This window comes from Kribbella sp. NPDC049584 (assembly GCF_040675555.1).
Lineage (GTDB): Bacteria > Actinomycetota > Actinomycetes > Propionibacteriales > Kribbellaceae > Kribbella.
On sequence record NZ_JBFAPF010000003.1, the window covers coordinates 510,796 to 525,989 of the forward strand.

The following is a 15,194-nucleotide window of genomic DNA, read 5'->3' on the forward strand; positions in this document are numbered from 1 at the left end:
ATGAACGCCGATTCTTAGCCGTTCCTTGGACCGGCATCCTCGAACGCGGGCAGCACGAGCTCGAACGTCGCCCCGACCTCGGTCGGCGCCAGCCGGAGCTGACCGCCGAGCCGGTTCGCCACGTCGTGTGCGAGCGCCAACCCGAGGCCGTAGTGCGCCCGGCCGGCGCGATGGCCGCCCGAGTCGAACCTTCGGAGGACCCTCTGCGCCGCCTCCGGGCCGATCCCGGGACCCGTGTCACTGACCGCGAGGATCACCTCGCGACGCTGCCGCCGTACGGTGATCCGCACCTCGCCGTCGCGTGGCGTGTGGTCGATCGCATTGTCGACGAGGGCGATCGTGGCACGTCTGATCGCGCTGGGTGATCCCACCGCAGGCGCAGAGTCACGATCACTCTCCCAACCCAGCCGTACGCCGGCCTCCTCGGCGTGCGCCCCCGCGGTGTCTGCCACGCCCCGCGCAACATCGACCAGGTCAACCGGCTCGTACTCCGCGGCGCTCCGCGGGTCCGCCGCAGCCAGCAGGTCGTCGACCACCTCGGCCAACCGGCGGGTGTCGTCGACCACGCCGTCGGCATCGTCCAGCACCTCCGCGCTCGCACCGCTGCGGCGCAGCGCCCGCCCCAGCACCTGCGCTCGCGTGCTCAGCAGCGTCAACGGCGTACGCAGCTCATGACCGGCGTCGGCGACGAACGCACGCTGCAGCGTCAAGGCCTGCGCGAGTGGCCGCACCGCACGTCGTCCGATCAGAACGCCGAGCAGTCCGGCCAGCAGCAGACCAAGCACCGCTGCGAAACCGGTCGCCTGCAGCAGACGGGTCCGCTCCTTGTGAGCCGTTGCCAGATTCAGGACCGCCTGCACCGGCTTGCCGTTGGTGAGACCGGTGGCGAGGCGGTACTCGCCTTCCTCGTTCTCCACCGTGATGAACTGAACCTGGCTGGTGGCTCGCGCCCGCAGCGACGCGAGCTCGGGCAGAAGCTCGTCCGGCAGCCCCGGCGACGCGACCGCGCCCGACGGACCGGTCATCACCAGCCAGGTGCCTGCAGGTGGATCCCCGACGTCGTCCGCGGTGGCGATCGCGGACCGGAGCAGATCGTCGGCCGCACCCGTCTGCCCGCGGACGAACACCAGCGTGACCAGCGCGATCAACAGCAGCATCGCCACCGCGACCAACGCCGCGGCCTGTACGGCGACACCGCGGGCAGCGCGCCGGACCAGCACCTCGTCACCGATCGGCCGTCCGCTCATGACTTCCCCAACCGGTAACCGAGCCCGCGTACCGTGCTGATCACGCCACGCCCCAGCTTCCGCCGGCAGTAGTGCACATAGGTGTCCACGACCGTTTCCGACTCCGCTTCACCGAAGACCCGATCGAGCAGGTCGGCGCGGCTGAACACCGCCGTGGGCCGTGCCGCCAGCAACCCGAGCAGCGCGGCCTCCCGCTCCGACAACTCCACGGTCTCACCGTCATCGCGCCGTACTGTGCGGCTTGCCAGATCGAGCCAACCACCTGGTACGGCGAGCTCGACCGCGTGATCCAGATGGCGCCGGAGCAGCGCGCGGACGCGGGCCAGCAACTCGCTCAACTCGAACGGTTTGGTGACATAGTCCTCGGCTCCAGCATCCAGCCCCTCGACCCGGTCCGCGGTCGTCCTGCGCGCAGACAGCACCAGGATCGGAGTACTGACACCACGGCTGCGCAGCCGCGCGATCAGATCCAGGCCCTCCACCGCCGGCAGGCCACGATCGACGATCATCGCGTCGACCGGCTGGGTCAGCGCCAGGTGCAGGCCGGTATGTCCGTCGCCGGCCCGGGTCACGTCGTACCCCTCGTCGGTGAGCACCCGATCGAGCAGAGCAGCCAGGTCGGCGTCGTCCTCGACCAGCAGGATCCTCGCCATCACCGTCCTCCCCAGCCGGGAGTCGCGAAGAGATTGCCGTCGGCAAGGATCCCCAGACCTTCGTAGCCGGGCAACACCGCCAGGACCTCGGGCCAGTCGTCCGCGGCAACGAACGCGGCTGTGGCCAGTAGGTCGGCGTACTCCAAGGACGGCCCGGTCACCGACACCGACGCCCACCGGGTCTCCACCGCAGCACCTGATCGCGGGTCGTACAGGTGCGCGCCGCGCGCCGCCGTACCACTCGTCGCCACCGCTCCCCCGGTCCGCGCAACTGTCGCAAGCACCTGGCTGGGGTCGCACGGGTCCTGGATGCCGACGGTGAACGGCTCGTTGCTCGGGCACACCACGAGCACGTCACCGCCCGCGTTCAGGCACCAGTCCACGTCGTCGACCTCCCACAACCGGGCGCCGGCACGCTCGACCGACCAGCCCTTCACCAGCCCCGAAGGATCCCACGTGCCGCCAGGCACTCGAGCGTCGAACAAGCCGCCGGTCAGCTCCCGTGCGGTATCGCACCGCTCGGCAACCTCCCGCACGACCGGGTCAACACGATCCCAACCCACCTCGCCCCGCGCCAGCAGACTCACCGCACTGTCCGCCTTGTACGGCGAGAACACCCGATCAACCTCGACCAGTTCGGCGAAGACCGCCCGCACCGCAGCCGCGGCCTCGTCCGACTCGGCGCCGTCCCCACGAGCGAGCACACTGATCGGAAGGCCCATGATCTGCTCGACCCAACTCCGCCGCGACACCATGCCGCAACGGTACGTCGGCTGATGCTCCGAGCCTCATCGGGCCAAAAGATCCGTCCGGCCCGTGAGCGTAGGGCGTCGATGGGTCCAGGGGCGGGCGGACTCGAGTTGGGCGGCGAGGCGGAACAGGGTCGGCTCATCGGCGTACCGGCCGAGGAAATGTACGCCGATCGGCAGGCCGGACTCGTTCCAGTACAGGGGGACGGACATCGCCGGGTTGCCGGTCAGGTTGGCGACCACCCCGGCGTACGCGACCGTCCGGCCGCCGGCCCGAGCGGCGCGGAGCGGATCCTCCGCGGTCGAGGTGATCTCACCTATCGTTGCCGGAGGCATCGACATGGTCGGGGTCAGCCAGACGTCGATCCCGGTCAGCCACTGCGCCACGACGCGGGCAAACGCCTGGCAGTCCTCGATCGCCAGCAGATAGGCGGCCGCCGATACCTGGCGGCCCCGGTCCCAGTAGGCCCGGGTCAACGGCTCGAGCTCATCGTCGGACGGAACGCGGCCGAGGCGCCGGATCCAGTACTCGACGATCCAGGCTGTCGCGGCATCGAAGACCGTGCCGATCGCCGTACCCACCTCGGAGATCGAGCCGGGCAACTCGGTCTCCACCAGGTCGTGGCCGAGCGAAGCGCACAACGCCACCGCGTCCTCGAGCGCCGCCACACAGTCCGGGTGCGCCGGGCGCCCGTTGGCCGTCCGGGCGGTGTACCCGATCCGCAGTCGCCCCGGATCGGCACCGACCTCCGCCGCGAACGGGCGTCCGGGCAACGGCAGCCCGTACGGATCGCCCTGCATCGGGCCCGCCGTGGCGTCCAGGAGCGCCGCGCTGTCGCGGACCGAGCGGGTGAGCGCGTGCTCGCAGGCCCAGCCGTTGATCGCGTCGCCGTACTCCGGGCCGAGCGGATTGCGGGCCCTTGTCGGCTTGAGGCCGAACAGCCCGCAAGCCGAAGCGGGGTAGCGGATCGAGCCGCCGAGATCGTTGCCGTGGGCCATCGGCACCATCCGCGCCGCGACCGCCGCCGCGGACCCGCCGCTCGACCCACTCGTCGACCGGCTCGTGTCCCACGGGTTGCGCGTCGGCCCGTGAGCGAGCGGCTCGCAGGTCGGGACCATCCCGAACTCCGGCGTACTGGTCTTCCCGAGAACCACCAGGCCGGAGCGCCGCCACCGGCGTACGAGCTCGGAGTCGACCTGCGACACCAGTCCGCGGACGAAACGTGAGCCCTCGCTGAACGGGGCGCCGGCAATCTCGACGACGAGATCCTTCGCGAGGAACGGTACGCCGGACAGCGGCCCGGCTGTCACAGTCCGAGCCGCCTCGAGCGCCTCGTCGTACAGGGGTGTGATGACCGCGTTGAGCGTCGGATTGAGGTCCTCGATGCGCTCGATCGCGGCCGTGATGAGTTCGTACGGCGTGACCTCGCCGCGACGGACCAGGTCCGCCTGGGCGACAGCGTCGAACTCCCCGAGCTCGTCCGCGAGTGGTGTGATCATGTCGGCTCCTCATCGACGGTCCTACCCGGGAGGCGCGAGATCCCGGCTCGCGGGCCGCCAGACGAGATCTCGCGCCCTCCAGGTAGGAGCCGGCACCCGACCGGCGGACACCAGGAGTCGCATCATGAGCACCATCAGCACAGTGCAGGACGGGACAGTGCAGGACGGGACAGTGCAGGACGGGACAGTGCAGGACGGGACAGTGCAGGACGGGACAGTGCAGGACGAGACGGTCGTGCCGGTCGTCGACGAGGCTGCGGTCGAGGCCGAGATGGGCAAGATCGTCACCGAACTCGGCGCCTCGCTGGGGGTCCTGCTCACCGCCCTCGGCACACGCAGCGGGCTCTGGGCAGCACTCGCCGACGCCGGCCCGCTGACCGACCGCGAGGTCGCAGCCAAGGTCCGGGTACACCCCGCGCTGGTCCGTGAATGGCTGCGAGCCCAGGCGGCCGGCGGCTACCTCGAGTACGACGCCGCCGGCGAGACCTTCACCCTGCCCGCCCCCGTGGCCGCAGCGATCCACTACGGTCCCGGAGGCGCACTCGTCGACGCCTGCGCGAGCATGTTGTCGTCGATGGGCGAAGGATTCGGCGCGTTCAGCGAGGCCTTCACCTCGGGGCGGGGATTCGGCTGGCACCAGCGCACAGCCGAGCACTGGCACGGTACCGACGCCTTCACCCAGATCGTGCTGCCCGACGAGCTCATCGGCGCCGCGATCAGCTCGATGCCGGAGACGGTCGAGGCGCTGTCCCACGGCGGCATGGTGGTCGACGTCGGCTGTGGCTACGGTTTCCCGACGACGGCAATCGCGAAGCTGTACCCGGCGGCGCAGGTGCTCGGCATCGATTACCACGACGCGTCCATCGCGCACGCGCGTGAGCAGGCCGGTCCGGACAACCTCCGGTTCGAGGTAGCCGCCGCAGCCGAGCTACCGGGCTCCGACTACAGCCTGATCACCTTCTTCGACTCCCTGCACGACATCGGCGATCCGCTCGGTGCACTCGTCCGGGCCAGGTCCGCGGTCGCCGCCTCCGGGAGCGTCCTGCTCTTCGAGCCGCTGGGCGCCGACGACGTACAGGACAATCTCACGCCGACCGGCCGGATGTTCTACGCGGTCTCGACGCTCGCCTGCACCCCGAACGCCGTCTCACAGGAGAGCGCGACATCCTCAGAGCCGCTCGGCGCCCAGGCCGGCGAGAAGAAGCTCCGTGCCCTGGCCGCCGAGGCGGGCTTCACCCGGGTACGCAGGCTCGAGGTGCCGGCGCCGCTGAACCTGGTCTTGGAGCTACGGCCCTGACGACCGATCATGACGTTATGAACCCACGGGTCCGGCTGGTCGGCCGGGAGCCGGTGCTGGCCGCGGCCACCGCCGTACTCCGGGACGCGGCTTCCGGCCACGGACAGTTCCTGATGATCAGCGGGGAGGCCGGGATCGGCAAGACCGCGGTCCTGGCCGCGCTGACCGATGACGCGGGGCCTGACTGGACGGTCCTGCGCGGTGTCTGCTGGGACCGTCCCGGCGCCCCGCCGTACTGGCCGTGGACGCAGGTCTTGCGTGCAACCTGCGTTCCGCCCGCCGACCTCGGCGAGGCCCGCCGCCTCGTCGAACCTCCGGCGAGCGACGGCCGTGGCGTGGCGATGGCTCCTGGTGCGGCCGCCGACGCGGAGTTCAGCGTGTTCGAGGCGGTCGCGCAGTGTCTGTCGGCGCTGGCCGCCGAGCGGCCGATCCTGGTGGTTCTCGACGACCTGCACTGGGCGGATGCCGCTTCGCTGCGGTTGCTCGGGTTCCTGGCGCGCGCCCTGGCCGGCAGCCGGCTGGTACTGGCCGGCGCGTACCGCGACGCGGAGGCGTCCGACGACCTGCTGGCGGTATCGGCCACCGCCCAGCACCTACGACTCGGTGGCCTCGGCGCCGAGCAGGTCCGCGAGCTGGTCACCTCGATCGTCGGACCGGACGGGTCGGAGCTCGGCGATCAGGTCTGGGAGCGCAGCGGGGGCAACCCGTTCTTCGTCGGCGAGCTGGCTCGGCTGATGGTCGCCCAGGGCACACCGGACCAGCGGCCGCCGATACCGGCCGGCATCGCGGAGACGTTGCGCCGTCGACTGGCTCGGCTGTCGACGGACTGCATTCACATGCTCGAGCGTGTCGCCGTCGCCGGAGGTGAGGTCGACACCGAGCTGCTCGTCCGGATCGGTGCCGCGGGCAACGAGACCGAGCTGAACAGCCTGCTGGACGAAGCGCGCCGGGCCGGCGTGGTCGCCGGCGAACCCGATCGGCCGAGACTTGCCCACGATCTGTACCGCGAGACGATCCTCGGCAGCCTCAGCGCCATGACTCGAACCGAGATCGACCTGGCCCTCGGGGTGGCTCTGCAGGACCGCCCCGGCAGTGCGGCGCGGGTGGCCGCCCATCTGCTGGCGGCCGGATCACAGGTCCGACGCAAAGCCGTCGAGTACTCCGTCATCGCCGCCCGGGAAGCTTCTGCGCGGCTCGGCCACGACGACGCCTGCGGACACTATCGGCGCGCTCTGCAGATGATCGACGTCGAGGGGCCCGACGTACCGTGGGATCCTTCGCGCCCTGCCCTCCTCGTCGAGCTGGCCGACGCACACGCCCGCGCCGGGCGCGGGGACGAGGCGCGCACGCAGTACCTCGCGGCTGCCGCGAGCGCACGAACAGCGGACGATGCCACGGTCCTCGCGCGCACCGCGCTCGGCATCGAGTCACTGGGTCAGAGGTCTGGCGCTCGCCGTGCCGACGTACTGGATCTGCTGGAGGAGGCCGCCGCCCGGCTGCAAGTAGTGGACGGATCGCTGAGCCTGCAATCGCGGGTGTACGGCGCTACAGCACGCATGCTCCGCCACGGCTCGATCGCAGTACTCGATGAGACGGTCACCACCGCGGCGGAGCGGGCTGTCGAGCTCGCCGCGGCGGCCGGCGACAGTCAGGCACTCGCCGAGGCGAGACTCGCCCAGCACGACTCGCAGTGGACTCCGGGCACGGCGAGACGACGCCTGCCGCTGATCGACGCCATGCTCGACGCGGCGACTGCGGCGCACGACGCAGACCTGGTTGCCCAAGCTCACCAGTTACGTGCGGCCGCGCTGCTGGAACTGGGTGATCCCGCTGGGCGCGACGAGCTCCTCACCTACATCACGCTCGCAGAGCGGCTCGGGCACGCCCGCGGCCGGTGGGGCGCGCTGACCAGGCGCGCCACCTTCGCTCAGCTCGCCGGCCACGCCGACGAGGCAGCCAGACTCGGCGAGGAAGCGCTCGAGCTCGGCCTGGCCATCGGCGTACCGGACGCGATCGGCTGCTTCTGCACGTCCCGCTGGTCGCTGGTCGCGCTCGGCGTCCCCGAGCCGCCCAGCGAACTCGATCCGGCCGATCCTCTCTGGCCCATGTTCCCCCTCCTCGCGGCGTGGCCGCTCGCGGTCCGTGGCGAACTCGATGCCGCCGCCGTCGCACTGGGCGACTTCAGTGTGCTCGACGTCGCCGTTTGGACCGGCCTCGAAGGGCTTGCCGCCGCGGCGGTTGTCTTCTCCGCGGTCGGCACAACCGCCCAGCGGGTCTGGACCTACGACCGGCTGCGCCCGTACGCCGGGACGCACGTCGTGGTCGGCGGCTGCGCGTCGTACCACGCCGCCGTCGACCACCACCTCGGCACCCTCGCCGCCGCACTCGGCGACACCGACTCGGCCGAGAAGCACTTCCGGTCCGCCCTCGCCCTGCACGAACGGCTCGGTGCCGCCGGCTGGGCCCGGATCACCGAGCAGGAACTCGCCGCACTCGCCAGTTCCGTTGCCTCGGACAACGAATTCCGGCCCGCGAACGGGATCTGGCAGCTCGCGTACGACGGAGTACAGGTCCAGCTGCCCGACTCCAAGGGACTGGGCGACCTCGCCGTGCTGATAGGTGCTCAGGGCAACGACGTGCACGTGTCGGCCCTGGTCGGGTCCGAGATGCCTCGCGCCGGCGGGGATCCGATCCTCGACGCGACCGCCAAGGCGCAGTACAAGTCCCGGCTCGCCGATCTGGCCGAACAACTCGATCAGGCCGACGCGTACGGCGATGCCGCCCGCGCCGAGAAGTTGTCCGCCGAGCGCGACGCCCTGGTCCACGAACTCAGCGCGGCAACCGGCCTGGGCGGACGCGCCAGACGCCTCGGCGACGAGACAGAACGAGCCCGCAAAACCGTCAGCGCCCGCGTCCGCGACACACTGAGCAAACTCGACCAGAGCCACCCCGCCCTGGCCGCCCACCTCCGCGCCTCGGTCCAGCTAGGCACCACCTGCACCTACTCCCCCACGCACCCCACCACCTGGCGCCTGAGCTGACCCCGGGGTGCCGCTGGTTCGCTTGTGGCGTTGTCGGTAAGACGGCGCGACGGATCGACGCTGATGAGATGGACGAGGACGCCATTCATCGGGCCTTCTCGGGTAGAGACACGATCCGGAGCCGCCGGAATCCTTGCGGTGCCCGGAACTGGAGAGGGGCACGGCTCGATGCAGAACCTGGCACCGGTGATCAACCTGGGCCGCCGCGACAGAACACTCCGACTGGCGTTCGTCGCCGCGGTGATCTCCCTCACGGCAGTGTTTGCCGCGGTGGGCTCGACGATCCCGCTGTTCAACATCTACCGGGCCCAGGAAGGGTTCACCAACGCCGACATCTCACTGACCGTCGTCGCTTACTCCGCCGCTACTCTCAGCACGCTGTTGTTCCTCGGCCGATTGTCCAATCACCTGGGACGACGGCCCGTCGCCATCGCCAGCCTGGGACTGCTCGCAGTGGCATGCCTGTTGCTCTTGAGCGTGCACGACATCGGCATGCTGATCACGGGCCGGCTCCTGATGGGCTTCGGCGCCGGGCTGGCCAGCAGCAGCCTCACCGCCTACATCGTCGACACCTCACCGACCAGGCCGACGTGGCTGGCCTCCGTCGCTTCCAGCCAGACCGTGATGTTCGGTCTCGCCGTAGGCGCCGTCACCTCAGGGGCCTTGGTCCAGTTCGGCCCATGGCCACGCCAGCTCGTCTACCTGGTCGTCATCGGACTGCTCCTGCTGTCTGCCGCACTCGTCGCCGTCAGCCCTGAGACGGTGACTCTGAGGCCGGGCGGTTGGCATTCACTACGCCCCAGCGTTCGCGTACCGGTCCGAGTCAGGCATCTACTCCCCGTCGCGGCCGGTCTCTTCCTCGCGACCTGGGCGACCGGGGCCTTCTACCAGGCCTTCGTACCCGCATTGGTCGCGGATCAACTGCACACCAGCAACTCACTCGTCCTGGGGCTGGTCTTCGCCGCCTACATGGGGTCGAGTGCTGTCGGCGCTCCCCTTGGCGGCCGGTTCTCATCAGCGGCAGGTCAGCGCATCGGCATGACCGCTTTCCTGGCCGGATGGATCGGCCTGATCACAGCGATCACCACCGGCGTATTGCCGTTGTTCATCGCAGCAACGATCGTGGCGGGAGCCGCTCAAGGCATCGCCATCAGCACCGCAACCCGGGGCCTGCTCTTCGGCAGTACCCTGCCTGACCGGGCCCCCATCTTCGCGGTGATCTATCTCCTCAGCTACAGCGGCGCGACCATTCCCAGCCTCATCTCCGCCCGCCTGTCCAGCATCTTCACCGTCCCGGAACTCGCCCGCGGATACGCCGGATTTGCCGTGCTCGCCACGCTGCTCACTGCCGTCGCTGCGCGCAACCCACACACCGGCACCGACCAAGAACAGCGCTGATTCTGAACCTCGTGAGCAATCGCCAGCTCACTGGCTACTTGTCGCCGGCCGACTTCGCCTGCGCTCGGACCGAGCCCATGGCCAGGTCGAGCGCGATCTGCATCGGTCCGGGATCCCGGGCCGCTTGGGCAAGAACGTAGCCGCCTTGCAGTGCGGCCATGATGCCCGTCGCCAGCGTCTGTGGATCAGCGTCTCCGGACAGCGTGCCGTTGGACTTCATCCGCTCGAGCGCCGCGGTCAGCAGCGAGATCCAGGACGTGAGGTGCGCCTCGAGATCGATGCGTGCAGACTCGTCCTGATCGGAGAGTTGGGTCGACAATGAGCCCAGTTCGCAGCCCCGCGTTCCGCGGCGTGCGGTCACTCGCTGGAGGATCGCCCTGCACCACCGATCGAGGCCACTCAGCGAGTCGACCCTGCGGAGATACTGCTCTTCACGTTCGAGCACACGCTCGCCCCGCAAGGCGATGACCGCCTGGACCAAGGCGCTCTTGTCGCCGAAATGCCGGTAGAACTGCGATTTGCTCGTCCCACTCGCGGCGGTCACTTCGTCGAGCGTGGTCGCTGCCGCGCCCTTCAGAGACATCAGCTCGTCGGCAGCGGCGACGATCCGGGCTCTCGTGGCCGCACCGCGGGCGGTGAGGCGGCGATCGAGCTCATTCACTGTCTCGGGCACGAAACGAGCTTATCGGGACCGGGCAACGAATGCTGCCGCTCGTCGAGACGCCCGACGGACGACGCCGAACTGGCTCGACGGGTAAGTGCCAGTGCCTGGGCGGACACCAACCTTCGTGAGGTGCAGGCACGCCGGCGCCTGTCGGCAGGAAGGAACTACAGCGATGAGAACCCTGGTGAACGACTCCGAGCACGACCTCGTCGTCGTCGAGAACGATGAATTGCGCAGATACGAACTACTCGTCGCAGGCACGACGGTAGGGACCCTCGACTTCCGTGTGCTCGGGTCACGGCGTGTCCTCGGTCATACCGAGATCATTGAGGATCAGCGGGGCCGTGGACTCGCCACGACTCTGATCACGGCAGTCCTCGACGACCTCATCGCCGCGGGTGTCCGGGTCACGAACTACTGCCCTGCTGTCGAGCGATTTCTGCAAGGACATCCGGAGTACGTCGTTGTCCTCGATCCGCTGCACCCGCCGATCCCGCCCCGCTCCGAGCCCCAGGCCGGCGGGAAACAGCAGACCTATCACCCAGCCCCGCTGCAGCAGCTCGTGCATGCGCAGCACGGCAGGCTCAGAGACCTCGCCGCGCGTTCTCAGGATCCAAGCATGGACGGATTCGACCGACGTCGCACCACAGATCAGTTCGCGGCCGTTGCCGCGCAGCATGCCGCGGCTGTCGCTGACGTTGTGCTGACCGCGGCGAGGGCATCGTCCGGTGAGGACGCCGCGGTCCTGCTCGAGAACCTCAGACAGTTCGAGCAGGCGCTGCGGGTACTCAAAGGTCGAGCGTACGGCGACGCGCGCTTCCTCGACCTCAGCGCAGCCGAGACCTGGCGAGAGGCCGAGCGGCTACTGACCGAGCACGAATCGTGGGAGACGAAGGTCGTGGCCGGCCTGGAGCAGGTTCACGGCCCCGAGGGCAGCACAGAGCTGGCCCGGGCCTTGGCGATACGGCAATGGAGTTCGCCGACCCGACCGCACCCCAACTCGCCCCATGCCGGCTTCGCCGGACACATTGCGCGTCAGCTCTGGCGCATCGCCGACTCGACCTGGGACGAACTGGAGGGACGCGGGCTACCTACCGAGCCGATGATGCCCGCGAACGAGCATTCGACCTTGTCCCATTATCTGTTCGGCACCACCGACGACGCCGATCCCGCAGGGGAACCCGATACACCTCACAGTCCGCAAGATTCCCGAAACCGGTAAGGCCGGACCCTCGATCGGCACACAAACAAAGACAGTTCGGGCCACTCCGGCCCGGCACGGATCGAGGGGAAGCTCATGACCGGGTACTTCGAAGGCCGCAAGCTCATCGTCATCGGTGGGAGCAGCGGCATGGGTAAACAGACCGCGGTTGACGTTGCCGGACAAGGAGGCAACGTCGTCATCGTCGGGCGTCAGCAGGACAGGGTCGATCAGACGGTCGCCGAACTCAGCGAGAAGAGCAAGGCCTGGGGAATCACCGCCGACCTCGCAGATCGCGAGCAGGTAAAGGATGTCCAGCAGCAACTCGCCGCCGAGCACGCCGACACGACGCTGCTGGTCAACGCCGCCGGGTTCTTCATCCCCAAGGAGTTCCTCGACTACAGCCAGGAGGACTACGACGCGTATCTGGAGCTGAATCGGGCAGCCTTCTTCCTGACCCAGACCGTCGTACGAGGTATGAAGGCTGCGGGCTCCGGTGGTGCGATCGTCAACATCGGCAGCATGTGGGCTCATCAGGCGATCGCGGCGACGCCGGCGACCGGGTACTCGATGGCGAAGGCCGGATTGCACGCCCTGACGCACAACCTGGCCATGGAACTGGCGGCCGACGGCATTCGCGTCAACGCGGTGGCGCCCGCGGTGGTGGCCACGCCGTTGTACGAGGGCTTCATCCCCGCTGACCAGCTCGAGGAAGCCGTGAAGGGATTCGACAGCTTCCATCCCCTGGGACGGGTCGGCACAGCCCAGGACATCGCCTCGTCGATCGTCTTCCTCCTCTCGCCGGAAGCGAGCTGGATCACCGGGGCGATTCTGAATGTCGACGGCGGCGTGATGGCCGGGCGCAACTGACGGCCGAGGACGCGAACCTGGCCGGTGGTTGCTGCTGCTGCAGGAGCACCTACGGGGCCGGCCGGGGGTCGATCGAGTGATCCGAGAACGATCTTGCCGACGAGTGAGCGCTCGCTCACATCCCTGGGGAATGAGGGTGCAACACCCATGACGAGTTTTCGGACCGTGTCGGCCGGCGGGTTGGAGGTCTTCTACCGCGAAGCGGGCAAGCCGGGAGCACCGAAACTCCTGCTGCTGGGCGGATTTCCCGCCTCGTCCCACCAGTTCCGGAACGCGATGCCGGCACTCGCCGACAGGTTCCACCTGGTCTCGATCGACTACCCCGGGTTCGGGAACACCGAGACGCCGGATCCGGCCGAGTGGGACTACACCTTCGACCACCTCGCAGAGATCCTCGACGAGGCATTGCTCGCCATTGACTTCACCGGACCGATGGGGCTGTACATGCACGGCCACGGTGGCCCGATCGGGAACCGGCTGATCTCGCTTCATCCGGACTGGCTGCGGTGGCAGGTCATCCAGAACGCCAACGTATACGAGGCGGGTCTCACCGAGATCTGGGACGGGATACGTGACGGCCTCTGGGCCGACCGCGATACCGAGATCGAAGCGCGGCTCGAGGCATTGCTCGAACCGGAAGCAGTGAAAGCGATCTACCTGACCGGCCATGCCGACCCGACCAAGATCAGCCCGGACAACTGGAACCTGGATCTGCATTTCCTGGCCCGGCCGGACGCACGCCGAGCGCAACTGGAGCTCTTCTACGACTACCGGACGAACATCGCCCGGTACGCCGCTTGGCAGCACCGACTGCGCCGCGAACAGCCGAAAACGCTGATCTTCTGGGGCCAGGGAGACATCTTCTTCACGCCGGCCGGTGGGGAGGCGTACCTGCGTGATCTCCCCGACGCGAAGCTGGTTCGCCTCAACTCCGGGCATTTTGCGACGGAGGACTGCCTGCAAGAGATCGTTGACGGGATCAACAGTTTCTACGACGCGGTCATTGGCTAGCCCGACGGCCGCCGGTACCGGTCAGTCGAATTCGTAGCGCTGCTCGCGCCAGGGATCGCCGTGATTGTGGTAGCCGGCTCGCTCCCAGAAACCCGGCTCGTCCCGCAACGACAGCCGCAGTCCGTTCAGCCACTTCGCCGACTTCCAGAAGTACAGGTGCGGGACGAGCAGCCGGGCAGGACCGCCGTGCAGCGCCGCGAGGTCCTGTCCGTCGTACCGATAGACGATCCATGCCTTCCCGTCGCGGAGCTCGGTCAACGGCAGGTTGGTCGTGTAGCCGCCGTACGAGGTCGCCGTGACGTGGGTCGCCGCAGTGGTGACGTCGGCGAGGAACGCATCGACGGGAACGCCTTCCCAGCGGGTGCCGAACTTGGACCACCTCGTGACGCAGTGGATGTCGGAGACGACCGATTCAGAGGGCAGTGCGAGCAGGTCCTGCCACCGCCAGGATCGCTGCACGCCGGTCTCAGAGGTGACCGTGAACTCCCACTTGTCCTTGGGGATCAGCGGAGTCACGCTCGCAGACAGCACCGGGAAGTCGTCGGTGAGGTGCTGGCCAGGTGGAAGTCTGGGCTCATCGGCTCCCCCTCTGCCTTGGAATCCCCTGTTGACGATTCCCATCTCACTCTCCTTGCCCGAAGATCTCTGATCCTGCCCGTCGGCCGAGGTTGCTCAGGCGATCTGCTGCTCCGCCAGGTAGCCGGCATCGACCAAGGCGGCGCGCAGCTTACGGCGGGCATCGAACATCATCTTGTAAATTGCATTCTGGGTCGCGCCGAGCTGATCGGCCAGTACGTCGGTCGGCATCCCGTTGAGCACCAGCGCGACGAAGACCGTCCGCTGCTTCGGGGTCAGGTTCTCGTCGACGGCACGATGCACGGCCTGCATCAGCTCGCGGCTCTCGGCCTGCGCCTCCGGCTCGATCCCCAGCCGCGCGGGCAGCCGGTCCCAATCGTCGTCGTCGAACGCAACGCCGGACCGTTGCCAGAAGTGCCGGTTGACCTTGGCCGCCACATCGAAGATCACGAACTTGTACGCCCAGGTGGTGAACTTGCAATCACCGCGGAACGTCTCGACCTTGCCGCAGATCGCCAGCAAGGCATCGGCGGCTGCTTGGTGCGCGAGGTCGTCCACCTCCGGACCGACGAGTCGCAGCCTCGCCGCCCGCCGCCCGACCTCCGCCCGTGCGGCGCGCAGGAGAACCTCGTACAGGCGTCGGCTCGCGAACTCACGCCGATCGCCGTCGCTGCCCAGGTCGTCGACCCAGGCACGGTTCTCCCGCGCCACCTCCGGGGAGACGGCCCGTACCTGCGGCAACGACGCGGAACCTTCGCTCTTCATGCATCTCCGGCGATCATCAGACGGTGAAACAACAATATGGACGATACAGTCCATTTTGTACTCCGTCCACCCGGAGTCCGCGCGACTCCGTCCAACGGGCACGCGTATCGCCTGGTCAAGCCGCTACCAGAGACAATCGTCAAGGGCAGAAGGTGATCACCAACACAGACCAGCTCGACGAGAGTCCGACCATCAGCAGGTCCACCTCGACCTCAAGGGCGG

Annotated in this window: 14 protein-coding genes and 1 pseudogene; 7 read left to right on the forward strand and 8 right to left on the reverse strand. The window is 68.6% G+C overall.

What is annotated here, in order from left to right:
- Nucleotides 1-14 precede the first annotated feature (14 nt).
- Genes AB0J62_RS14200 through AB0J62_RS14215 form a run of 4 tightly spaced genes read right to left on the reverse strand, consistent with a single transcriptional unit; the run spans nucleotide 15 to nucleotide 4,149 of the window.
- Nucleotides 15-1,247, reverse strand: coding sequence for a HAMP domain-containing sensor histidine kinase (locus tag AB0J62_RS14200; RefSeq protein ID WP_363869232.1), 1,233 nt, complete (start codon nucleotides 1,245-1,247; stop codon nucleotides 15-17).
- Nucleotides 1,244-1,900, reverse strand: coding sequence for a response regulator transcription factor (locus tag AB0J62_RS14205; RefSeq protein WP_363869235.1), 657 nt, complete (start codon nucleotides 1,898-1,900; stop codon nucleotides 1,244-1,246). The genes AB0J62_RS14200 and AB0J62_RS14205 overlap by 4 nt, the downstream gene beginning before the upstream one ends.
- Nucleotides 1,900-2,655, reverse strand: a complete 756-nt coding sequence (locus AB0J62_RS14210; RefSeq protein ID WP_363869239.1) for an FAD:protein FMN transferase — start codon at nucleotides 2,653-2,655, stop codon at nucleotides 1,900-1,902. Before AB0J62_RS14210 ends, AB0J62_RS14205 begins: the two co-directional genes overlap by 1 nt.
- 33 nt (nucleotides 2,656-2,688) lie before the next feature.
- Nucleotides 2,689-4,149 carry an amidase gene (locus AB0J62_RS14215; protein WP_363869242.1) on the reverse strand — a complete coding sequence of 487 codons (1,461 nt, stop codon included), beginning with the start codon at nucleotides 4,147-4,149 and terminating at the stop codon, nucleotides 2,689-2,691.
- Nucleotides 4,150-4,273: 124 nt separating this feature from the next.
- On the opposite strand from AB0J62_RS14215, the gene AB0J62_RS14220 reads away from it, so the two are divergent.
- The 3 genes from AB0J62_RS14220 (at nucleotide 4,274) to AB0J62_RS14230 (ending at nucleotide 9,885) form a co-directional block, all read left to right on the forward strand.
- Nucleotides 4,274-5,446, forward strand: a complete 1,173-nt coding sequence (locus AB0J62_RS14220) for a class I SAM-dependent methyltransferase (protein WP_363869245.1) — start codon at nucleotides 4,274-4,276, stop codon at nucleotides 5,444-5,446.
- Between the two features lie 17 nt (nucleotides 5,447-5,463).
- A complete protein-coding gene (locus AB0J62_RS14225; RefSeq protein WP_363869248.1) occupies nucleotides 5,464-8,487 on the forward strand; it encodes an AAA family ATPase in 3,024 nt (1,007 codons plus the stop codon).
- 168 nt (nucleotides 8,488-8,655) lie between these two features.
- Nucleotides 8,656-9,885: an MFS transporter gene (locus AB0J62_RS14230; RefSeq protein WP_363869251.1), complete on the forward strand. Its 1,230-nt coding sequence runs from the start codon at nucleotides 8,656-8,658 to the stop codon at nucleotides 9,883-9,885.
- Nucleotides 9,886-9,919: 34 nt separating this feature from the next.
- On the opposite strand, the gene AB0J62_RS14235 is transcribed toward AB0J62_RS14230, so the two are convergent.
- Nucleotides 9,920-10,558, reverse strand: coding sequence for a TetR/AcrR family transcriptional regulator (locus AB0J62_RS14235; RefSeq protein ID WP_363869254.1), 639 nt, complete (start codon nucleotides 10,556-10,558; stop codon nucleotides 9,920-9,922).
- Between the two features lie 163 nt (nucleotides 10,559-10,721).
- Between AB0J62_RS14235 and AB0J62_RS14240 the strand changes: the two are divergent.
- Nucleotides 10,722-10,949: pseudogene (locus AB0J62_RS14240) on the forward strand (N-acetyltransferase); the annotation flags it as partial.
- On the opposite strand, the gene AB0J62_RS14245 reads toward AB0J62_RS14240, so the two are convergent.
- Entirely contained in the window at nucleotides 10,845-11,117 is a 273-nt protein-coding gene (locus AB0J62_RS14245) for a hypothetical protein (RefSeq protein WP_363870466.1), read from the reverse strand. The pseudogene AB0J62_RS14240 and the gene AB0J62_RS14245 overlap by 105 nt on opposite strands.
- A gap of 51 nt (nucleotides 11,118-11,168) precedes the next feature.
- Here AB0J62_RS14245 and AB0J62_RS14250 point away from each other — a divergent pair, with 51 nt between their 5' ends.
- From AB0J62_RS14250 to AB0J62_RS14260, 3 genes are all read left to right on the forward strand, one after another.
- A complete protein-coding gene (locus tag AB0J62_RS14250; RefSeq protein ID WP_363870469.1) occupies nucleotides 11,169-11,771 on the forward strand; it encodes a hypothetical protein in 603 nt (200 codons plus the stop codon).
- A gap of 75 nt (nucleotides 11,772-11,846) precedes the next feature.
- Nucleotides 11,847-12,620, forward strand: coding sequence for an SDR family oxidoreductase (locus tag AB0J62_RS14255; RefSeq protein ID WP_363869257.1), 774 nt, complete (start codon nucleotides 11,847-11,849; stop codon nucleotides 12,618-12,620).
- A 147-nt stretch (nucleotides 12,621-12,767) separates the two neighbouring features.
- Nucleotides 12,768-13,631, forward strand: coding sequence for an alpha/beta fold hydrolase (locus tag AB0J62_RS14260; protein WP_363869260.1), 864 nt, complete (start codon nucleotides 12,768-12,770; stop codon nucleotides 13,629-13,631).
- Between the two features lie 21 nt (nucleotides 13,632-13,652).
- Here the strand turns inward: AB0J62_RS14260 and AB0J62_RS14265 are convergent, their stop codons facing one another.
- The gene (locus AB0J62_RS14265; RefSeq protein ID WP_363869263.1) at nucleotides 13,653-14,252 is read right to left on the reverse strand and encodes a molybdopterin-dependent oxidoreductase; all 600 of its coding nucleotides are present in this window, start codon (nucleotides 14,250-14,252) and stop codon (nucleotides 13,653-13,655) included.
- A gap of 51 nt (nucleotides 14,253-14,303) precedes the next feature.
- Entirely contained in the window at nucleotides 14,304-14,972 is a 669-nt protein-coding gene (locus AB0J62_RS14270) for a sigma-70 family RNA polymerase sigma factor (protein ID WP_363869267.1), read from the reverse strand.
- Nucleotides 14,973-15,194 lie beyond the last annotated feature (222 nt).

What these genes read in the sequence shown, in the direction of transcription:
- AB0J62_RS14245 (WP_363870466.1), bottom strand. Translation starts at nt 11,117, where the DNA reads ATGCACGAGCTGCTGCAGCGGGGCTGGGTGATAGGTCTGCTGTTTCCC.
- AB0J62_RS14230 (WP_363869251.1), top strand. Translation starts at nt 8,656, where the DNA reads ATGCAGAACCTGGCACCGGTGATCAACCTGGGCCGCCGCGACAGAACA.
- AB0J62_RS14250 (WP_363870469.1), top strand. Translation starts at nt 11,169, where the DNA reads ATGGACGGATTCGACCGACGTCGCACCACAGATCAGTTCGCGGCCGTT.
- AB0J62_RS14200 (WP_363869232.1), bottom strand. Translation starts at nt 1,247, where the DNA reads ATGAGCGGACGGCCGATCGGTGACGAGGTGCTGGTCCGGCGCGCTGCC.
- AB0J62_RS14260 (WP_363869260.1), top strand. Translation starts at nt 12,768, where the DNA reads ATGACGAGTTTTCGGACCGTGTCGGCCGGCGGGTTGGAGGTCTTCTAC.
- AB0J62_RS14225 (WP_363869248.1), top strand. Translation starts at nt 5,464, where the DNA reads ATGAACCCACGGGTCCGGCTGGTCGGCCGGGAGCCGGTGCTGGCCGCG.
- AB0J62_RS14270 (WP_363869267.1), bottom strand. Translation starts at nt 14,972, where the DNA reads ATGAAGAGCGAAGGTTCCGCGTCGTTGCCGCAGGTACGGGCCGTCTCC.
- AB0J62_RS14210 (WP_363869239.1), bottom strand. Translation starts at nt 2,655, where the DNA reads ATGGTGTCGCGGCGGAGTTGGGTCGAGCAGATCATGGGCCTTCCGATC.
- AB0J62_RS14220 (WP_363869245.1), top strand. Translation starts at nt 4,274, where the DNA reads ATGAGCACCATCAGCACAGTGCAGGACGGGACAGTGCAGGACGGGACA.
- AB0J62_RS14215 (WP_363869242.1), bottom strand. Translation starts at nt 4,149, where the DNA reads ATGATCACACCACTCGCGGACGAGCTCGGGGAGTTCGACGCTGTCGCC.
- AB0J62_RS14255 (WP_363869257.1), top strand. Translation starts at nt 11,847, where the DNA reads ATGACCGGGTACTTCGAAGGCCGCAAGCTCATCGTCATCGGTGGGAGC.
- AB0J62_RS14205 (WP_363869235.1), bottom strand. Translation starts at nt 1,900, where the DNA reads ATGGCGAGGATCCTGCTGGTCGAGGACGACGCCGACCTGGCTGCTCTG.
- AB0J62_RS14265 (WP_363869263.1), bottom strand. Translation starts at nt 14,252, where the DNA reads ATGGGAATCGTCAACAGGGGATTCCAAGGCAGAGGGGGAGCCGATGAG.